17 protein-coding genes are annotated in these 21,115 nt (G+C 51.8%); 13 read left to right on the forward strand and 4 right to left on the reverse strand.

The features are described from left to right. Positions 1–11: 11 nt before the first annotated feature. A complete protein-coding gene (locus DPRO_RS04955) occupies positions 12–2,015 on the reverse strand; it encodes an FAD-dependent oxidoreductase (RefSeq protein ID WP_097011061.1) in 2,004 nt (667 codons plus the stop codon). A gap of 697 nt (positions 2,016–2,712) precedes the next feature. Between DPRO_RS04955 and DPRO_RS04960 the strand changes: the two genes are divergently transcribed. From DPRO_RS04960 to hydF, 8 genes are all read left to right on the forward strand, one after another. Continuing rightward, positions 2,713–3,966, forward strand: a complete 1,254-nt coding sequence (locus tag DPRO_RS04960; RefSeq protein ID WP_097011062.1) for a [FeFe] hydrogenase, group A — start codon at positions 2,713–2,715, stop codon at positions 3,964–3,966. Between the two features lie 11 nt (positions 3,967–3,977). Next, the gene (locus tag DPRO_RS04965; RefSeq protein ID WP_097011063.1) at positions 3,978–4,316 is read left to right on the forward strand and encodes an iron hydrogenase small subunit; all 339 of its coding nucleotides are present in this window, start codon (positions 3,978–3,980) and stop codon (positions 4,314–4,316) included. A gap of 406 nt (positions 4,317–4,722) precedes the next feature. Continuing rightward, positions 4,723–4,965 carry a TM1266 family iron-only hydrogenase system putative regulator gene (locus tag DPRO_RS04970; protein ID WP_097011064.1) on the forward strand — a complete coding sequence of 81 codons (243 nt, stop codon included), beginning with the start codon at positions 4,723–4,725 and terminating at the stop codon, positions 4,963–4,965. An 11-nt stretch (positions 4,966–4,976) separates the two neighbouring features. Next, positions 4,977–6,401 (forward strand): [FeFe] hydrogenase H-cluster radical SAM maturase HydG, encoded by a 1,425-nt coding sequence (gene hydG / locus DPRO_RS04975; protein ID WP_097011065.1) that lies wholly within the window; start codon positions 4,977–4,979, stop codon positions 6,399–6,401. A 9-nt stretch (positions 6,402–6,410) separates the two neighbouring features. After that, positions 6,411–7,847: an aspartate ammonia-lyase gene (locus DPRO_RS04980; protein ID WP_097011066.1), complete on the forward strand. Its 1,437-nt coding sequence runs from the start codon at positions 6,411–6,413 to the stop codon at positions 7,845–7,847. Then, a complete protein-coding gene (locus tag DPRO_RS04985) occupies positions 7,844–8,413 on the forward strand; it encodes a hypothetical protein (protein ID WP_097011067.1) in 570 nt (189 codons plus the stop codon). The genes DPRO_RS04980 and DPRO_RS04985 overlap by 4 nt, the downstream gene beginning before the upstream one ends. Continuing rightward, positions 8,410–9,411 carry a [FeFe] hydrogenase H-cluster radical SAM maturase HydE gene (hydE, locus tag DPRO_RS04990; protein WP_232005709.1) on the forward strand — a complete coding sequence of 334 codons (1,002 nt, stop codon included), beginning with the start codon at positions 8,410–8,412 and terminating at the stop codon, positions 9,409–9,411. Before DPRO_RS04985 ends, hydE begins: the two co-directional genes overlap by 4 nt. Continuing rightward, complete coding sequence (gene hydF / locus DPRO_RS04995; protein ID WP_097011069.1) at positions 9,408–10,616, forward strand: [FeFe] hydrogenase H-cluster maturation GTPase HydF; 1,209 nt, start codon at positions 9,408–9,410, stop codon at positions 10,614–10,616. Before hydE ends, hydF begins: the two co-directional genes overlap by 4 nt. A gap of 60 nt (positions 10,617–10,676) precedes the next feature. Here the strand turns inward: hydF and DPRO_RS05000 are convergent, their stop codons facing one another. After that, positions 10,677–11,129 (reverse strand): superoxide dismutase, Ni, encoded by a 453-nt coding sequence (locus DPRO_RS05000; RefSeq protein ID WP_097011070.1) that lies wholly within the window; start codon positions 11,127–11,129, stop codon positions 10,677–10,679. Positions 11,130–11,312: 183 nt separating this feature from the next. On the opposite strand from DPRO_RS05000, the gene DPRO_RS05005 reads away from it, so the two are divergent. The 5 genes from DPRO_RS05005 (at position 11,313) to DPRO_RS05025 (ending at position 17,091) form a co-directional block, all read left to right on the forward strand. After that, a complete protein-coding gene (locus DPRO_RS05005; RefSeq protein ID WP_097011071.1) occupies positions 11,313–12,674 on the forward strand; it encodes an L-serine ammonia-lyase in 1,362 nt (453 codons plus the stop codon). A 178-nt stretch (positions 12,675–12,852) separates the two neighbouring features. Then, the gene (locus DPRO_RS05010; RefSeq protein WP_097011072.1) at positions 12,853–13,581 is read left to right on the forward strand and encodes an amino acid ABC transporter ATP-binding protein; all 729 of its coding nucleotides are present in this window, start codon (positions 12,853–12,855) and stop codon (positions 13,579–13,581) included. 73 nt (positions 13,582–13,654) lie between these two features. Then, entirely contained in the window at positions 13,655–14,479 is an 825-nt protein-coding gene (locus DPRO_RS05015; RefSeq protein ID WP_097011073.1) for an ABC transporter substrate-binding protein, read from the forward strand. Between the two features lie 69 nt (positions 14,480–14,548). Next, positions 14,549–16,315 carry an amino acid ABC transporter permease gene (locus DPRO_RS05020; protein WP_097011074.1) on the forward strand — a complete coding sequence of 589 codons (1,767 nt, stop codon included), beginning with the start codon at positions 14,549–14,551 and terminating at the stop codon, positions 16,313–16,315. 383 nt (positions 16,316–16,698) lie between these two features. After that, positions 16,699–17,091: a cytochrome c3 family protein gene (locus DPRO_RS05025; RefSeq protein WP_097011075.1), complete on the forward strand. Its 393-nt coding sequence runs from the start codon at positions 16,699–16,701 to the stop codon at positions 17,089–17,091. A gap of 54 nt (positions 17,092–17,145) precedes the next feature. On the opposite strand, the gene DPRO_RS05030 is transcribed toward DPRO_RS05025, so the two are convergent. After that, positions 17,146–19,314 carry a RelA/SpoT family protein gene (locus DPRO_RS05030; protein ID WP_097011076.1) on the reverse strand — a complete coding sequence of 723 codons (2,169 nt, stop codon included), beginning with the start codon at positions 19,312–19,314 and terminating at the stop codon, positions 17,146–17,148. A 20-nt stretch (positions 19,315–19,334) separates the two neighbouring features. After that, entirely contained in the window at positions 19,335–20,963 is a 1,629-nt protein-coding gene (locus tag DPRO_RS05035) for a peptide-binding protein (protein WP_097011077.1), read from the reverse strand. Between the last annotated feature and the right edge of the window lie 152 nt (positions 20,964–21,115).

A 21,115-nucleotide genomic window follows, 5' to 3' on the forward strand; every position in this document is an offset into this window, starting at 1 on the left:
CTTAGCTATGATTAGGCGCAGCCTTCGGGAATAGGGTACTCGGTGACCAAGGCATAGAGTCGGTAGCACCGCAGGCAACGCCCCGCCTCGTGGTAGGCTTCTTCGGGAGTGATGGTTTGTTCAACCTCATGAAACAGGTCTTTGCGTGTCTCGGGGTCCATTTCCTGAATGGGTACACGGTACAAGTGCTTTACTGGCGTGCCGAGCCACTCGTCATTCATGGTCTTGTACTTGTTTATGATCTTACGCATGCGACTTCTCGGGAAGAAACGGGTTCTGCCGAGTTGCAGGTAGTCATCAATGGACCGGGATGCCTTGAGACCATGAGCCATGGCATGAATCAATGTCGAGGGCCCCAGCCTACAGTCGCCACCGGCAAAGACACCGGGACGCGAGGTGGCAAGGTTGGAATCATCGGCATCCACCCTTCCCCACTGATCCAGAGAGACGCCATCCTGTGGCGTGAGACAATCTTCTGCAACGCGTTGTCCGATTGCCGGAACCACGGTTGTCGCAGCAAGGAACCGCTCGGAACCGGGACAAGGTTCCACTCCCTTGCGGCCGCGCCCGTCCGGTTCGGTCTGGCGCATTTCCACCAGCTCAACGCCGGTCACCTTGCCATCCTCGGAGAGAATTTTTGTCGGATTGGTAAGGAAGTGGAACTCAACCCCTTCCTTTTCTGCAGCTTCGATCTCTTCATGATCCGCAGGCATGTCTTCCTTTGTCCGCCGATAAACAAGATGAACCGAATCAGCTCCCATGCGAAGGGCGGATCGGGCACAGTCCATGGCGACATTTCCGCCACCGACAACGACCACATCCCCACTCAACTCCATGGGGTTGCCCTTCTCGACATGACCATGAACACGCAACAGGAAGTCGATGCCAGGCTCATACCCTTCAAGGGACGCATCCTCACCTTCCACATTCATCAGGCGACCTTCGGCACATCCCAGTGCAAGAAAAACGGATTTGTATCCCTGCTTGAACAGTCCATCGACATCGATATCTTTTCCAAGCCTTTTATTGAAAAAGAAACGGCCACCAAGCCGTTCAATGATATCGGTTTCAGACTTGAGGACATCCTTGGGAAGTCGATAGCTGGGAATGCCGCATGAGGCCATGCCGCCCGCTTCGCTTGCAGATTCAAACACATCCACCGAGTAGCCCTTCAAAAGCAAGTGATAGGCACAGCTGATCCCGGCCGGACCGGCTCCAACAACGGCAATCTTCAAATCATCGGGGTGACGTTTTGAGATGAGGTCTTTGGAAAAAAGTTCGCTGTGCAGCCCTTCTTCATGGTCGGCGACGTATCGCTTCAGCACCTTGATCCCCACAGGTTCATCAACCATGGACCGCTGACAGGCCATCTCGCAAAAACGTACGCAGACTCTGCCGCATGTGGCCGCCATCGGGTACTTTTGAAGAATAACCCCCAGCGAATGCGATGGCTTGCCATCCTTAATATAGTCGATGTAACGCGGCACATTGATCTTGGCCGGACACGCCTCAATGCAGGGCGAGGTCACATAGGTCATCGTATGCTTGGCAGGAAGCAGATATTTATTTTGTTCGAACTGGTCACGAAAATGAGCCAGAGCCGAGATAAGGGCATTGGTGCATGTCTGCCCGAGCCCGCACAAAGACGTTTCATGCACGTGACGCGCAAGCATCTCGATTTCATCAAGTACGTCACCGATCGAGCCGTACTGGTCATCCTCATCACGAAGCGCTGCCAGTCTGTCCCGAATCAGCTCCGTACCCATTCGACATGGAGTACATTTCCCGCAGGACTCTTCCGCAGCCTTATCCATATATAACCAGAATGCGTCCAATAGGCTGGCATTCGGTTCAAAGACAAAGAAACCGCGATCACCGACAAAGGTGGTAATCGGATTTCCATGATTGAATTCATCGAACTCGGCAATCTCAGGATTCTCTTCTATCTCGAAGAGGTTTTTCCCCCTGTTGTCTGTAACCGTTCCCCCCCATACGCCATACATGACACGTGCCATTGATATCCTCCGTAAAGATGTCCCTCAAATTATGTTGATGAGAGGACATACATGAGGAAACGCAAGAATGGAAGGCCGTTCAATGATTCAAGTCACTCCCTTCGCCATTAAATCAAATAATGTCGTGGGACTACACTGTAAAAAAAAACGACAACCGACTTGCCTTCCTACACGGCGATATTACTTTGAGTAAACGAAACCCAGGCTGGAAACTCGAAAAAGGGAAATGACGTCCCTTGATGCTTGGGAAACCATTCGCAACTCGACCCTTAAAAATTCAGGAAGCCCCGATTCACCTATGTTAGCGAGGATAAACACATTTTACTCGAAAACCCTAGACAATACGCTAATCATGACTTAAAATCAAACCTAGGTCTCATTTTTTATGGAGGAGTACACGTGAATCGCGAGGTTGAATCACACAGTATTAGAATGACCATAAAGAGCTCTTAATGCTACCCACTGCACACAAATGCGGTGGGTTCTTTCATAATTACAGACCATTATGCCGAGAACGACTGAATGTCAAACTCAATACCCTTCCAGAGTGAAGGATAACATTTAAAAAAAATTGTTTTAAAAATAATAAAAAATTTCTTTTCGTGTTACCGCGAAAAGGCTATAGAGGTCCCAAAACTGTCGTCCGTCACTGGTGCCGGTCGACTAGTCTTCAATCCACCCCAGCAAGGAGGGAACTATGCAACAGATTGAAGGCATCATGTACCAAAGCAACGCACCCAAAGACGTTGATCCGGACTCAATTCTGTTTGTCCAGGTCGACGCCGACAAGTGTGAAGGCTGCGGCGAATGCAACTACGTTTGCCCCACCGGGGTTATCCAATCAATTAATGATGATGACATTCACGGGGTTGTCGATCCTGCTGCATGCGTCAACTGTGGTCAGTGCCTGACCAGCTGTCCTGTCGGAGCGATCTACGAGGGCGTTTCCTACCTCGACGAGATCGTCGAAAAGCTCAAGGATCCCGACACCGTTGTCGTTTCCATGCCCGCTCCCGCCGTCCGCTACGGCCTGGGCGAATGTTTCGGCGCCCCCACCGGCACCTATGTCGGCGGCAAAATGCACGCTGCACTGCGTGAACTGGGCTTCGATTACATCTGGGACACCGAGTTCGCAGCCGACGTCACCATCATGGAAGAAGGCACCGAGCTGATTCAGCGCGTGAAAGGCGAAGTGGACGGGCATCCGTTGCCTCAGTTCACCTCTTGCTGCCCCGGCTGGATCAAGTTCGCTGAGACCTTCTATCCTGACCTGGCTCCCAATCTGTCTACCTGCAAGTCCCCCATCGCAATGCTGGGCGCTCTTGCCAAGACTTACGGTGCCAAAGAGACAAAGACGGATCCGAAAAAGATCTACACTGTCTCCATCATGCCGTGTATCGCCAAGAAGTACGAGGGCCTGCGCCCCGAACTGAACCAGAGCGGTTTCCGTGACATTGATGCAACCATCAACACTCGCGAACTGGCTTACCTGATCAAGGAAGCCGGTATCGAATTCAATAGCCTGCCTGATCAGGATCCCGATCCGATTCTGGGCGAATCCACCGGCGCTGCCACTATCTTCGGCAACAGCGGTGGTGTTATGGAAGCAGCACTTCGTCTTGGTTACGAAGCGCTTTCCGGCAACAAACTGGACAACCCGGAGATCAAGGTCGTCCGTGCCCACGAAGGCATCAAGACCGCTGACATCGAAGTCCCGAACTTCGGCACTGTCAAAGTTGCCGTTGCCAGTGGCCTCAAGAACGCTGCCAAACTGTGCGACGAAGTTCGCGCCGGCAAGTCTCCGTACCACTTCATCGAGATCATGACCTGCCCCGGCGGTTGTGTGAACGGTGGTGGCCAGCCTCTCGATCCCGAGATTCAGGCATCCATGTTCCGCAGCACTGTTGCAAAGATCAACAAGCGCTTCAGAACCCGCAAGCCGCAAGCATAAGGAGCTGAGAGATGAAATTGAACAGACGTGGTTTCTTGAAAACTTGTGGTGTCATGGCCGGTTACGCAGTTCTCGGCTTCAACATGACCAAGGAAGCCGTAGCTGCAACCATGCAGTTCGTAGCCCTGCGCCAGAAAGCAGTCTACGACGCAGATGCCAATCCGGCCATCTACGAGTTCCGCAAATCCCAGGACAACCCCATGGTCAAGAAAATCTACGACCATGAGAACGGTTTCCTGCACGAAGGTCCCTGCGGTCACGAGTCTCACCACCTGCTGCACACCCACTACGTGGATCGCAGCAAGAAGCTCGAAGCACTCAAGGCCAAGGGTATCGAACTCTCCCTGTAGTAACACGCTAAAACATCGACCTGCGGCTAGGATATAGTCTGACCCAAGGGCCGATTTCTTCTTCACACCCCGCCATACATCCATAATCATTATTACATTATGTGCTGACCACCGGTACATAAAGTATCACTATTTCTTTTTTCGTATACATATAGTGCCATTTTTCTCCTTGATTCATCAATCGATTTGCACTATAGATAATCCCTAGAACACCTCCGTAATAGGAGACCATCTACCTGCGGGAAGGGCACGCCTAACCCCAGGGTGGAAGCCCGTTCGAGGACAGCCTGTATGCAGGTAAAAACCGTTGTCCAAGGGCTCCTACCTGTCCCACACGTAGATAGCCCGGGGAGTGCTAACCCCGGGCTTTTTCGTAAAGAAAAAACGTAAATCAAAGGGACAACGCATGGAAAAACGGCTCGGCATTATCGGCATTTTCATTCAGGACAGGGACAAATCCGCTCCCGAAGTCAATAAAATCATCGGCGAAAACTCCGACATCGTGGTCGGCCGCATCGGCATTCCTTTCAGAGAGAGAGGAGTCAATGTCATTGGCTTGATCATCGAAGCGACGACCGATGAACTGGGTGCAATGACAGGCAAGCTGGGAATGCTTGGCGGCGTGCGTGTTAAATCATTACTGACGTAACGGGGGACGGAATGAAACAGGATTACAATGCAACGGATGAACTGACAAATTTTATCGATGAAGACTTAATATGGAGCGAAATAGCCGAAGCGGAGAAAGCTGACAAGGCGCAGGTTCGCGACATCATCGCCAAGGCCTTGGAACGCAATGGCCTCACGCCTGCCGAAACCGCCATTCTGCTCAAAAACCAGGACAAGGACCTGGATGAAGAGATATTCGACGCGGCCAAATCCATCAAGAAAGGCATCTATGGCAACCGCCTGGTGCTCTTTGCTCCGCTCTACATCACCAACGAATGCGGCAACCAGTGTGAGTACTGTGGTTTCAATGCCAAAAACCGCTCCCTCCAACGCCGCACCCTCACCAGCGAAGAGATTCATAAAGAAGTCGAAGTGCTGGAAAAGCAAGGCCACAAGCGCCTCCTGCTCGTTTACGGTGAACACCCGAAACATGATGCGGACTGGATCGCCCAGACCGTCAGGGATGTCTACTCCGTTACTTCCGGCAAAAGTGGCGAGATTCGTCGAGTCAACATCAACTGTGCACCGCTTGATGTTGAAGGGTTCCGAAAACTGCACGAAGTAGGTATTGGCACCTATCAGTGTTTTCAGGAAACCTACCACACCGAGACCTACAAAAAGCTGCACACTGGTGGACGGAAGACTGACTTCCTGTGGCGACTGCACACCATGCACCGTGCTATGGAAGCCGGGATTGATGACGTAGGCATGGGTACCCTGTTCGGCCTGCACGACACCACATTTGAGGTACTCGGGCTCTTGCACCACTGTAGGCAGCTTGAGCGCGACCACGGTGTCGGGCCACACACCATTTCATTCCCCCGCCTCGAACCGGCCCTCGGCTCGGAAATCGCCTTTAACCCGCCCTATCCGACCTCCGGTCATGAGTTCAAAAAGATCGTTGCAGTCCTACGTTTGGCCGTGCCGTACACCGGTCTCATTTTGACCACACGCGAGAACGCCGAGTTCCGCCGGGAATTGATCGAAGTCGGTGTTTCACAGCTCTCGGCCGGGTCCAGAACCTATCCGGGTGCATACAGTGATCCCGAATATGATCGCCCTGATGTGCAGCAGTTCTGCATTGGCGACAACCGCTCTCTCGATGAAATCATCCTCTCCATTGCCGGAGAGCACGGATACGTTCCTTCATGGTGTACTGCATGCTACCGCATGGGCCGTACAGGCGACCACTTCATGGAACTTGCCAAAACCGGTTTCATTCAGAAGTTCTGTCTCCCCAACGGCTTGCTGACCTTCAAGGAATACCTGGAAGACTATGCTTCCGAGGAAACGCGAAAGGCAGGTAACGAGCTCATCCAGCGGGAAGTGGAATCCTACGATGATCCCAAAAGGAAGAAGATTCTCATGGATCGTCTGGCCCGCATGGAAGCCGGAGAACGGGACCTCTACATCTAGGACACCATCATGAACAGCCACGACACGCCCATACGACATGAGCGGGATTCGCTTGGCACATTGGAAATACCACGCACAGCCTATTACGGCATCCATACGATGCGGGCTGTGCGTAACTTTCCATTTTCCGGCTACAGCCTGCCCCGCCCCTTCATCAAGGCTTTGGCGCAGGTGAAGCAGGCATGTGCGGAGACCAATAAAGCCCAGGGATACCTTGAACAGAAGCAATGTGACGCAATCATTGCCGCGTGCAAGGAGCTGGAAAGCGGCGCCCTTGATGAGCACATCATTGTCGACGCATTCCAGGGCGGTGCCGGGACATCGACAAACATGAACGTCAACGAGGTCCTGGCCAACCGAGCCATTGAAATCCTCGGCGGTGAACCGGGCGACTATGAAATAGTCCACCCCATACATCATGTGAACATGCACCAGTCCACCAATGATGTGTATCCGACCGCCTTCAAGGTCGCGACCCTCTCATTGCTGACAGAACTGGAAAAGCACGTCGCTAGGCTTCAGGAAGTTCTTCAGACCAAGGAAGACGAGTTCCGCGATGTAGTCAAAGTCGGCCGCACCGAATTGACGGATGCGGTCCCCATGACCCTTGGCATGACCTTCGGGGCCTTTGCCGATGCCATTGCCCGTGACCGCTGGCGCATATTCAAATGTCGCGAGCGCATCAAAAAGGTCAACCTCGGCGGCACTGCCATCGGAACCGGACTGGGCGCTCCACGCGATTACGTCCTGAAAGTAACGGAATCCCTCCGTCACATATGCGGCCTGCCCGTTTCCCGAGCAGAGAATCTGCTGGACGCCACACAGAACATGGACGCGCCCGTCGAGGTCTCAGGCATGCTCAAGGCGTATGCAGCCAATCTCATGAAGATCGCATCAGATATTCGCCTGATGAGCAGCGGTCCCGCTGCCGGTCTGGGAGAAATCACCCTTCCCGCGCTTCAATCCGGGTCATCGATCATGGCCGGGAAGATCAACCCCGTCATGCCGGAAGCGATCACCCAAGTGGCGCTCAGGGTAATGGGCAATGACCAGACGCTTGGTATTGCCGCAGGCATGGGCCAACTGGAATTGAACCACCTCATGCCGATGATTTGTCACACGCTGCTCGAATCCCTGACCCTGCTTGTCAATGCCACCGGCAGCTTCTCCAGAGACTGCATTGCAGGCATCGAAGCCAATGCTGCCCGTTGTTCCGAACAGGTGGATCAAAGCAATGCGCTGGCAACGGTGCTCGTGCCGGTATTGGGATATGCCAAGGTGGAGAAGATTGTCGCCGACGCAAAGCAGTCGGGCAGATCGGTCAGTGAAGAGATCATCAGCCAGGGCATCGCATCCCGGGAGACCATTGACACCCTGCTCTCCCCGCGACGACTGTGCAAGATGGGCTATACACCGGATGAGTTTGACGGAGTTTCCAGAACATGATGCAAATTGTTGCAGGCATAGATGCCCTGGATATCCCTGCTCTCATTGCAGAGAGCAACCGAAAGATCCTCCTTCACGCCGCAGTGTACGGCCCTTTTGCCCAATCGGCGCCCCACTGCGAGGCGTTTGCCAAGGCACTCAGAAAAAACGACTTTGAACGACTGGACATCATCGCCCTTCAGGACGATCAGCCGTGGGTACCCTCGTTTTTTCAGGCACTACGTCCTCAATCAACGCCCGACGAGCAACTGAAAACCATCAATGCGTCACTACGGTTCATTGAGGATTTGGAAGAAGCGTACCCGGAACGTGTTCATCTGTACCCACTCAGGACCTTTCCCTGCCAACCGATTCTGGTCATCGACGACACTGTCATTTTCGGCCAGTACGCACATTGCTCAACCCATGCTGCACACGGGGCTTGGGGAATGATCAAAACAGATGTGCGCAAGCTCTTTGACTGGGCAGAGGCAAACGACATCCCATCGTCTGCCACCAATGAAGAAATCGCCGCATACCGACTGATAGCAGAATGCAGACATGCCATGAACGGAGGAAGACAATGACACAATTGACCCGAAAGGAAATGCTCGATTTCCTTGAAGGACGTAATGATTCCGAGCTGTTTGCCCATGCGGCCGCAGTCAAGAATCAGGTATTTGGCCAGGATGTCTTCATTCGTGCGGTCACCGAATTTTCCAACTACTGCAACAAGCGTTGCCAGTATTGCGGCCTTCGTGCTCCCAACCGGGAGATTGATCGTTACCGTATGCCTCGGGAGACCATCCTTGACGCAGTAGAAGCCGCTGCAAACAACAACGTAGGGACTATTGTCCTGCAATCAGGCGACGACTTTCACTACACGACTGAATTTATTGGTGAGATAATCCAGACGATCCGTTCCCGGCACGACATAGCCATCACGCTGTCTGTTGGGGATCGCAAAATAAGCGAATATGCCTACTGGCGTGAATGCGGCGCTGATCGCTGTCTGGTGAAGCTGGAAACCACCGACCCGGAACTCTATGCTCGCTACCGGATTGGCGAACAGTTCTCCGACAGGCTGGAACGGGTCGATGCGCTCAGGGAGCAAGGGTATGAAGTCGGATCAGGCGTCATCATCGGCCTTCCGGGGATGACAGTGGAAACAACGCTGAACGACATTGTGTATCTGTCCGATCTCGACCTGGACATGATAGCGGCAGGCCCGTTCATCCCACACCCGCAGACGCCGCTTGCCGATGCGTCTATCGGCAGCATCCCGCTTTCCCATCGGGTAACTGCCCTTTTGCGCATACTCAATCCCGGAGTCAACATTCCGTCTACTTCTGCGCTCAGCGCCCTGAACCCTGAAAGTCAGGGGCAAGCGCTCTTGAGAGGATGTAATGTCCTCATGCCCTCACTGACTCCCGAAGAGCACCGATCCAAGTACACCATTTACCCCGGTAAAAACGAAAACCATGCAACGGCTACAGCCTCCCTTGCCGCGGCAAAGGACATGATCCGCTCACTCGGTCTCACACCGTCTTCATCCAAAGGTTTTTCAAAGAGGAATCAAGTATGACAACCAAAGCACCTCGCGGCGTCCGCCTTGTCATCGCCCTGACTGGCAGACGCAACGCCGGTAAATCATCACTCATCAACGCAATAACCGGCCAGGATATTGCCATTGTTTCCGACCATCCAGGAACCACGACCGACCCAGTGGCCAAGCAGTACGAACTGCTCCCCATCGGACCGGTGACATTTTACGATACAGCAGGACTGGACGACGAAGGTGAGTTGGGCGAACTGCGCATCAAAGCCACACGAAAAATCCTGTGGCGCTCCGATGTCGCTGTGGTCGTCATTTCGGAACAAGGCATCACCGAGTACGAGAAGACGCTTATTGAAGAGATCAAGGAATTGGAGATTCCATTCATCGTCGTATTCAACAAATGCGACATCGCACCTCCGACGGAAAAGGATATCGCCTACTGTCAGGAGAATAATCTTCAATACAGAATTACATCCGCCACCACCGGCACAGACGTGGATGCAGTCAAGGACGCCATCATCGACATCGCACCGCCCGAAATCAAGCGCGATCCGGTATTGGCCGGAGACTTGATAAATGAAGGCGACTGGGTTGTCTGTGTCGTTCCCATTGATCTGGCCGCACCGAAAGGACGATTGATTTTGCCGCAGGTTCAGGTGCTGCGGGAAATACTCGATTGCGACGCCATCGGCATTACAGTCAAAGAGCGTGAAATCGACGAAGCGCTGGCCAATCTTCACAGAAAACCCGCTTTGGTTATCACCGATTCACAGGTTGTCATGAGTGTGGCCGGAGATGTGCCGGACGATATCCCGCTGACGACGTTCTCCACGCTTTTCGCCCGCTACAAAGGCGATCTGGACTTGCTGGTGGCTGGCGCCGAAGCCATTGACCAACTGGAAGATGGCGACACAATCCTCATGGGTGAGGCGTGCTCACACCACGCCGTTGCCGATGATATCGGTCGTGTAAAAATTCCCCGCTGGCTCAGCCAGTACACCGGCAAAGAGTTGCAGTTCGAATTCTACTCAGGGCACGATTTCCCTGATGACCTTGAACGCTTCAAACTGGCTATTCACTGCGGCGCCTGCATGCTCAACAGAACGGAAATGCTTCGGCGTATCAAGGAATGCAACCGTAGAGGTGTCCCCGTGACAAACTACGGTGTAGCAATTTCCAAACTTCAGGGTGTTCTGGAACGAGTGCTGAAACCTTTTGGGCTCAATTCGTAATCACACTTCATGCAATAAAAAAGGGCGTCCATGGACGCCCTTTTTTATTGCTATATAAGCTTAGTGCTCATGCGGGTAGTAACCCTCAAGCGCCATAATAGCCTTTTCCAGCGCTTCAGCAGCTTCCATGGTAGCATTCTGCTTGGCCTTCATGGCTGCGACGATAACAGCATGGTGCTTCGTGAGGCGCTCCACATAATCTTCCTGGGATGCCTTGACCCGCTGCGTGAGGAAATAGTCAGCAATAGTACTGATCACCTTCTGGGCATGCATTTCCTTGGTGTTCACCCAGCGTACGAACTGTTGCTGGGATTGCACGTCGGTCTTTCCTGCCAATTCATTGAGCAGCTTGACGGATTTCTTGACGGTTGCAGCATCTTCCATCATCCCCTTCACGCGTGCATAGTCATCGTAAATACCACACGGCACCTGACAATGCGCAAAAACGGTCTGTGGCAGACTCAGCATCAGTCCAACGATCATAAGAAACGCGACATGGTGAAATTTTCTCATCAAAATCCTCCGGGTAATTGTAGTTTCACTCTCATCCTTCACAAGGAAAGAGATAAGAACGGATACTACATATCATACGACATGATGGATTTTAGGTCCATAAAGAATGAAAAAACTTCTCCTCGGCACGCTTTTATCTTACATTCCCGCTACAAACTACACATAAACCAGTTGGATAAACACATGCCGCCCATAACAACGTCCATATTTGAATTGCTGAAAATCGGCCCCGGACCGTCCAGTTCTCACACCATAGGTCCCATGAAGGCAGGGTTTGATTTCATGAATCGAATACGCCAGTTACCCGATGACATTCGGCTACAAGGCGACACCCTAGAAATCCGCCTCTTTGGATCACTATCGGCAACAGGAGAAGGGCACGGCACACGCCGGGCGGTCATGTCCGGGCTTCTTGGCTACCTGCCGGATACCTGTCAGCCCAATGTACTGGAAGAGTGCAGCGACAATGACCGATCATTTGAATTGGACATCAACGGCGGCACCCTCACCTACCAGCCCAACCAAATCATCTTCGATGCTGTTCAGCATGACTTCCCCCACAGCAACACAATGATCTTCCGATACCGTCAAGGCGAGACTATTCTCTGTGAAACAACGTACTACTCCGTGGGCGGCGGCTTTCTGCGGTGGGATGGATGGGAAGAAACACATCGAGGGGAACCGGTTTATCCATATAAGAACATGGCAGAATTAAAGGATCACCTGCGAGCGAACTCCCTGCGACTGCATGAACTGATTCTTGCCAATGAAAAAGCCATTACCGGCATGAATGAACAGGAAATTAACGAAGGACTGGACCGACTCATTCAGGTCATGGAAAAGGCTGTGGAACTTGGTATCCAAACATCAGGCCTGCTGCCAGGCACCATCGGTTTGCAGCGCAAAGCCCACATCATGCACCAGCGGGCCAAAAAAGAACATTTTCAGGGGCCAGGGTTCATCAAGGCCATCAATGCATACGCTTTGGCCGCCTCTGAAGAGAACGCCTCGGGGCACTGTGTCGTCACCGCTCCCACATGCGGTGCAGCCGGCGTCATTCCCGCAATTGTCTTCATGCTCAAACGACAAATGGGCGCCCTTCAGAATGAAGTGCGCGAGGGATTGCTGGCGGCCACGGCTATTGGATTTTTATGTAAACATAACGCCTCCATCTCCGGTGCCGAAGTCGGTTGTCAGGGGGAGGTGGGAGTCGCTTCCGCCATGGCTGCGGCTCTCATGGCCTACTCTCGTGGATACCGATTCCAGGTAACTGAAAACGCAGCTGAAATAGCGCTGGAACATCACCTTGGGCTGACCTGTGACCCTGTGGGAGGGTACGTCCAGATACCCTGCATCGAACGAAATGCCATGGGTGCGGTCAAAGCCTACAATGCATATCTGATAGCAACAACACTGGATGAGTCATATCAGAAGGTGGATTTGGACAAAGCGATCCACGCCATGGCCCAAACGGGGCGAGACATGTCCAAAAAATACAAAGAAACATCACTTGGTGGACTGGCTCAATCGATGACAGAATGCTAGACAGCACAACCCATTGAAGAACTTCATAAATTGACAGATAGAGCCTATATCACAATATTGGCAGAACCTTGTTCACCCGTACCACTCGGAATCTGAATTATGATTGCTCATCGGCCAATATTCTGCTAGTCACACGTCTGGTTTCATAAAGCCGAATTCAGTCTTTTGGGAGCGTTCCGTGATTTCTTTCAAAAACGTAAATAAGTGGTACGGGGATTTTCATGTCCTCAACAATATCAATCTTGACATAGCAAAGGGCGAAGTTGTCGTCATTTGCGGCCCTTCCGGTTCTGGAAAATCCACCCTCATCCGATGTATCAATCGCCTGGAACCCATCCAGGAAGGTGACATACTGGTTGACGGGATGAATGTTTCCGATCCCCGCACAAACATGACACTGCTCCGAGCCGAAGTCGGCTTCGTTTTCCAGCAGTTCAACCTGTACCCTCATATGACGGTACTGGACAATATCATGCTTGCGCCGACCATGGTTCGTCATCAGTCCAAAGGTGAAGCCACTTCGCTCGCCATGGATCTGCTGAAAAAAGTCGACATCCCTGACAAGGCCGGGGCTTACCCCTCACAATTGTCCGGTGGACAGCAGCAGCGCGTAGCCATTGCCCGAGGCCTGGCCATGCAGCCGAAAATCATGCTTTTCGACGAACCAACGTCTGCATTGGACCCGGAAATGATCAACGAAGTTCTGGACGTCATGAAGTCCCTTGCCAGGGAAGGCATGACGATGATCTGCGTCACCCACGAAATGGGATTTGCTCGCGAGGTTGCCGACCGCGTCATCTTCATGGACGGCGGTTACCTCATTGAAGAAAACACGCCCGAAGAATTCTTCAACAACCCGAAAAGCGAGCGCACGCAGGACTTCCTCAGCAAAATCCTGAGCCATTAGGTTAAGGTATATATCCCGCCAGGCGTGGTGCCTGCGGGTTTGGAATCGAACTCAACACGTTAAGGAGAGGTAGATGAGAGTTCTCAAAATCACTGTCCTGGCCGCACTGCTGGTCATGGCTGCGTCCGTCGCCTTCGCAGGTCCCACCTACGATCGCGTGATGTCCAACAAAGTTGTTCGCGCCGGTATTTCCAACCAGGGTATCCCCTTCGGTTTCATCGACGATAAGAACGAATGGGTCGGCTTTGATGTCGACATGGCCACTGAAATCGCCAAGCGCCTCGGTGCCAAGCTCGAAAAAGTTGTCGTTAACAACAACACCCGTATTTCCTTTGTTCAGACCAATCCACCCAAGGTTGATATGGTTCTGTCCAACATGACCCACAAGCGTGTCCGCGATGAAAAGATCGATTTCTCCATCACCTACTTCTTCGATGGTCAGAAGTTCCTCGCTCGCAAGGGTAAAGTCAAAGAAGCCAAAGATCTGGCTAACCTGAAAGTCGGTTCCATGCAGGGCACCACTTCCATCGTCAACGCCACCAACTACCTGAAGAAGCTTGGCAACGCCAATCCCAAGGTTATCGGTTACGACGGCGAAGTCGCCATGTTCGAAGCGCTCCGCTCCGGCCGTGTCCAGGCTATCACCACCGACTCCACCATTCTGCTTGGCTACGCAGCCAAGGTTCCCGGTCAGTTCGAACTGGTTGGCGAATTCATTTCCGACGAGCCTTACGGCATCGGTCTGCCCCAGGATGATTCCGCATGGCGCGACATCATCAACTTCACCATTCAGGACATGTGGAAAGATGGCACTTACATGACCATCTACAACAAGTGGTTCGGCCCCGAATCCGCTTACCCGTTCCCCATGACCGAAAAGATCGAAATGTGGCCGTAAGCCTCACTGCTTAACGCCAAACCAGGTCCCGGAGTCTCTGACTCCGGGACCTTTGCTTCGGAAAAACACATGCTAAAAAGATATTTCGAAAAAGTCTGGGTCCAGAATACGACTCTCCTGGCCCTGGCAGGATTGCTCTTCTATTATTTCGCCTTCATCTTTGAATTCAAGTACGATTTCAATTGGGCTGTCTTCACCACTGAAGGGCAGTATGGACACATGGGGCATCTGATGCTCGACGGTCTCAACACGACCATCAGCATCACCCTTTACTCTGCCGCACTCGCACTCATTCTCGGTATCGTTTTCGGATTGGCCCGCCTGTCCAGCTTCAAGCCGATATACTGGTTCGCCACATGTTACGTGGAATTGTTCCGAAACACTCCACTGCTGGTTCAGCTGTTCTTCTGGAACTTCGCTTTCCCTTACGCATTCCCCGAGGAGATTCGCTTCCAACTCTATGAGATGGATTTCGAGTTCTGGGTCGCCACCATCGGTTGCGGTATTTTCACCGGCTCCTTCATGGCTGAAATCATCCGTGCAGGTATTCAGTCCATTCCCAAAGGCCTTCTGGAGGCCTCCTACTCTTCGGGACTGAACTTCCCCCAGACGCTGCGTAAAATCATCCTGCCCCTTTCTTTCCGTGAGATTATTCCGCCCTTGGGAAGTGAATTTCTGAACAACATGAAGAACACCTCCCTGGCCATGACCATCGGTGTAGCCGAAGTGGTCTGGTCAATGCAGGAAGTACTCTCCCTCACGTATCACACCTTTGAGTCACTCATCGCAGCAACGCTCATTTACCTATTCCTGTCCCTCGTTATTGCAACGATACTGAATCTGGTAAATGTGAAGCTGAAAATCATGCCCCGAGGTCACGAGCCGTTGAACCGCAAAGTGGCTGACGCTCTTTTCCGTCCTCTGGGATGGATCGAAAATGGGCTGGAGTATGTTTTCTGGTACTTCCGCAAAGCTCCGGATGCATCCAGAACAGTTTCCCCTTTCAGCCGATTCATGAAGATGGCCTCCAAGTATACCGTGCTCGCTTCCAAATGGTTGTTCGTCGCCGCCATGTTCTATGTTCTTTACAAGGTTGTCATGGCTGTGGCTGCATTCAACTTCCAGATCATCTGGGCAAATCTTCCGGCATTGTTGTTCTGGCGTTTCCCCGGTGGGGACGAGACAGAGTTCTTCATGGGACTCGGCGGTCTGGCAGGAGCACTGCTCATGGCAGTCCTTTCCATTGGCGGAAGCTTCATTGTGGGACTGTTTGTGGGCATGGGCCGTACGTCCCGAAATCGCGTGATCCGCATTCCATGTACCCTGTACATTGAGTTGGTACGTGCAATCCCTCTGATTCTGGTCATCTTCTGGTTCTACACCGTGGTCCTCGATATCGTATTCAAGGTTGAGTTGCATGCATTCTGGGCCGCCACCATCGCAATGACCTTCTTCTTTGCTGCGTATATCGCTGAAACGGTTCGTGGCGGCATTGAGAATATTCCGCCCGGTCAGGTGGAAGCTGCCAAGGCTTCCGGCCTCAGCTACTTCCAGACAATGCGCAAAATCGTATTGCCACAGGCTCTGAAGCAGATGCTTCCGGCACTGGTCGGCATGTTTATCGCCGCATTCAAGGATACTTCGCTGGCATACATCATCGGTGTAATGGAATTGACCCGCGCAGCATATGCCATCAACAACCGTTTGATGGTCTATCCGTTTGAAATCTATACGACGATCGCGGTTCTGTACTTCCTGTTCAGTTACATCATGTCGCTTTATGCGAAACGCCTGGAGCGCAAACTCAGTCCGGAAAACGTACGGATCGAAATGTAAACAAACAAAGGGAAAACCAAACGGTTTTCCCTTTGTCTTTTGTACCTCTTTTCAAAGTATGTCGGATGCAGTGCCTAGCAATGTCTGATTCTGCAGAAGACAGAGGATATCCGGGCCTATTTGAAAGTTCGCCGTACGCAGATGGGCTTTTTGCCCTCGTCCGATGTCCCCGGTTTTGAAGTCCGCATCAAAGAAGACATACAACACCAATCCGACTTCCATTTCCTTCCCGACTCAAGCGCACGAATCCATCACACCATGCGCAAATCATGCACACAACGAGTTCAGCCTCAACAATAACCATCTGTTTTTTAACATAAAAATATTGGCACCATGCTTGCCTTAGCCCTTCTGTCATTCATGAATTAACAGGAGGACTCCCTATGAAACGGTTCGTTTTTGGTGCAATGACACTCACACTTCTTTTATCCGCAAGTATGGCTATGGCTGCGGTAGAAGCTCCCGGCGACATGGTACTCAGGCCCCCGGAAGGAATGGAAGCCAAGAAATCGTTCGTTGATTTCTCGCACTCCATTCACGGTGCAGCCAAGATCGACTGTGTTACCTGCCACCACACCTGGGACCAGAAGAGTGAAATCACCAGTTGTTCAGTTGCCGGTTGTCATGACCAGCCCGGAAAGAAAGGAGACAACTCGTTTTACATGGCATTCCATGAGAAGAAGTCTGAAATCAGTTGTGTTGGCTGCCACAAGACAGAAAAGAAGAACGGAAACAAGAACGTCCCGGTTTCATGCAAGTCATGCCACCCCAAATAGGACACAAAAAAGGCCCGCATTAAGCGGGCCTTTCATTCTCTTGAATCAATTGAATCAGGATAAACGAAGCGCTTCTTTAACCGCTTTAAGTGCCTTTACTTTGGCCAGAGCCGAATAGAGCTGATTCAAGTCACGGACCTCGACGGTAAAGTTCAGGATCGATGTACCATCCACTTTGGACTCGAAGTCACCGGAATCAATATTGACTTCCATCTCGGCCAGCATATTACAAATCTTGCCAAGCATTCCCGGCTTGTTCAGACATTTGACCTTGATCTTGGCGGGATAGGGTTTTTCCTCAGCGCCTTCCCAACTGACCTGCAGTAAACGCTCATCCTCGAAATTATTGACGTTATGGCAATCTGCCCGGTGAATGGTAACACCACGTCCACGAGTGATATAGCCAACGATAGGCTCACCCGGCAGTGGGTTGCAGCAGCTCGCGAATCGCACGAGCACATTATCAACACCCGATATATTCAGCCCGTCAGCCTTGGGCTTCGCCTTCTGCTCCGGTTCAGGCTCCTTGCTGCGATGCTTGCGCAGATCAAGGGCTTCACCATGCATAACAGCATACAGGCGCTTAAGGACCTTACGAGGGGTAAATCGGGAAAAGCCGACCTGAGCCAACAGATCGTCAACGCTTCCGCAATTGAATTCGCTGACCAACTTCAGGAACTCACCATCCTTGATGGCTTTCTGAACGTTGATACCGACGCGACGCCCTTCTTTCTCCAACAACTCCTTGGCAAGAGAGATGGCGCGGGAACGCTCCACTGTACGGACGTAATGTTTGATGCGCGTTCTGGCTTTGGCTGTTTTTACAAACTTGAGCCAGTCTCGACTGGGAACACGATTCTTGTCAGTGATGATCTCAACAGAATCACCATTCTTGAGCGTAGTGTGGAGTGGCACGATGCGGCCGTTGATCTTTGCACCGGCACACTTGTCTCCGACCTCGGAGTGAATTGCGTAGGCAAAATCGACCGTCGTGGCGCCGTCCGGTAGTTCCTTGATATCCCCATTGGGGGTAAAGACATAAACCTCTTCCTGGAACATCTCCAGACGCAAGGAGGACATGAATTCGCGAGGATCAGACAATTCTCGCTGCCAGTCCATAATCTGCTTGAGCCATGTGTAGCGCTCGGCATCCCGAGTTCCGGCGGTCCTCCCCCTCTTGGCTCCCTTGCCGACTTCTTTGTACTGCCAGTGTGCAGCCACACCGTATTCAGCGATCTGGTGCATCTCTTCGGTACGAATCTGAAATTCGATCCGCTCACCGTCGGGGCCGATGACCGTCGTATGCAACGACTGGTACATGTTGGCCTTGGGGATGGAAATATAGTCTTTGAAGCGCCCCGGGACCGGTCGCCAGGTCGCGTGGATCAAACCAAGGACAGCATAACAGTCTTTCAGAGATTTCAAGATGATTCGAAAAGCAATCAGATCGTATATCTCATCAAATGTCAGCCCCTGCTGCTCCATTTTGACATGAATGGAGTGCAAGTGCTTGGTCCGCCCGTAGACAACGCCCTTCAGCCTATTCTTCTGAAGCATGTCCTGCATGATATCGATGACTCGGTCGATGTACTGCTCGCCGGCTGCGCGATGCTCGGCAACAGCCTCACGAAGCTGCCCAAAGACATCCGGCTTCAGATACCGAAGGCAGAGATCTTCCAACTCGGTTTTGACACGGTGCAAACCAAGTCGGTTGGCGAGCGGTGCATATATATCCTGCGTTTCCTGAGCAATGAGGCGCTGTTTCACCGGCTTCATGAACTCAAGGGTGCGCATATTATGCAGCCTGTCCGCGAGCTTCACCATGAGCACGCGAATATCCTCGGCCATAGCCAGAATGAGTTTACGAATATTTTCGGCCTGCTGGACGGCTTTGGACTCGAAATCCATCTGGGAAATCTTGGTCACGCCATCCACGATATCCGCGACATCGGACCCGAACATCTCTTCGATCTCATCGACCGTGGTGTCCGTATCTTCAACCGTGTCATGCAGGAGTCCAGCCGCAACAGTTGCTTCATCCAGCTGCATGTCTGCCAACAGATAGGCAACATTCATGGGATGCGAAATGTACGGCTCACCAGAACGACGGACCACTCCATCATGGGCCTGTGCAGAAAAAACATATGCCCGCTGGATCAAATCCAGGTCAGGATTATCTATATATGTCGAAACCTTATCGGTTATCTCGTTGATTCGTATCATGTATACTGTTCTTGTTACTGTTACTGCTGCAAGGAGAGAGGAATCCACCACTTGGTGAAGTTATAGGCAATACCTGCTGGTGCCGCTTCTATATTCTGCACCCTAGCCTGTACTATTGGCAAGGATTTCGGCACATACAGAAATGAATAAGGTACCTCCTCATGCAATATCTGCTGAACCTCATCATAAATGACCTTGCGCCGCTCAACATCGACAATCGCCCGCCCCTGTTCCAACAATGCATCCAGACGATCATTGGTGTAGCGGGTGAAATTCAACCCTCCGGCAACAGCCATGGATGAATGCCAGACATTGTAGATATCGGGGTCCTGCAAGATGTTCCACCCAAGGATGATCGCATCAAAGCGCCCTTTGTCCACAAATTCCTTGATAAATGCGGCCCACTCAACTGTACGAAGATCGACTTTGATTCCAATATCCGACAATCGCTGTTGTATGATGACGCCGGACTTTATTCTCTGGGTATTGCCCTGGTTGGTGATTATGGAGAAGGCAAAAGGGATACCGTCTTTATCGAGCACCCCATCATTATCGGTGTCGGTCCACCCGGCCTGCTTCAGGAGTTCCTTGGCTTTTTCGGGATTGTACGGACGTGGTTTAACTGCTTCATTGTACTGCCAGGTACCCGGCTTATATGGACCGTTGGCAGGCTCGCCAAGACCGTACAACACGCCTTTGACTATTTCGTCCCTGTCAATGGCATAATCAATGGCACGTCGAACACGCACATCCTGAAAGAATCGATGCTTCATGTTATAACCAAGGAATGAATAGCCAGAGGAAAGATACTCAAACTTGTTGAAACTGCCATCCCATCCAGGCCCGGAGGTCTGATAAAGATATTGTAATGGGCCAAGCCCCATCATATCGAGGTTCCCGGCCTTGAGTTCAAGAAACTGGGTCGATAAGTCCGGGATCACTCTGTAGACAACCCGCTCGATGTACGGCTTGCCATCAAAGAAATCCGGGTTGGCTTCCAGAACAACCTGTGTTCCCGGCACCCACTCCTTGAGTTTGTATGGACCGGCTCCAAGCGGTTGGCGACTGTACTTCGTATCCAGAAGGTCTTCACCTTCCAGGGCATGCTTCGGGAGAATATCGGTAGCCCACGTGACCAACGCCTTGGCAAATGGCTCTTCATATTCAATTTCAAATGTATACGTGCCTGTTTTCCGAAACTCCTTCACAACCTTGAAATTACCGCCATACGCAGTCGGGGTCTTCGGATCAATCATCAACCGGTAGGTGAATTCAACATCATCTGCGGTCAGCGGCTTACCATCAAACCACTTGATATCCTCACGCAGCTTGAATTTTAACAGCCTCCCCCCATCCTCTATGGAAAATGACTCGGCAGCGTAAGGGACCAGTTCAATATCTTTATTATATTTAACGAGGCCCACATAGATTTGCGAGGCCACTTCATGAGATGCGGAATCGGTCGCAAGCATGGAGATGAGATTGCTCGGTTCCCCCAGCATCGCTTCCACAATCGTTCCTCCTGATTCAGGAGAAGAAGGAAGATCAGCCTCATTCACAGCTTTTACAGGGGTAGACGGCCCGGACTCACCGCAACCGACAAGAACCATCAAGCTGAGGACTGTTATAAGTATAGTGCGTAGACTCATTTTTCCTTGCAAATTTACGGGGGTTGAACCATATACTTTCGAGAGCAACGACCATTTGGGGACACTATGAACCAATGAGTCTCAAAAGCCAAGGGCATGTCCATACAAACTATTTTCTGCTCCTTGCCGAATAGACGGGTTCAGGGTAAACA

Origin of the sequence: Pseudodesulfovibrio profundus (assembly GCF_900217235.1) — a bacterium.
In the GTDB taxonomy this organism is placed as follows: domain Bacteria; phylum Desulfobacterota; class Desulfovibrionia; order Desulfovibrionales; family Desulfovibrionaceae; genus Pseudodesulfovibrio; species Pseudodesulfovibrio profundus.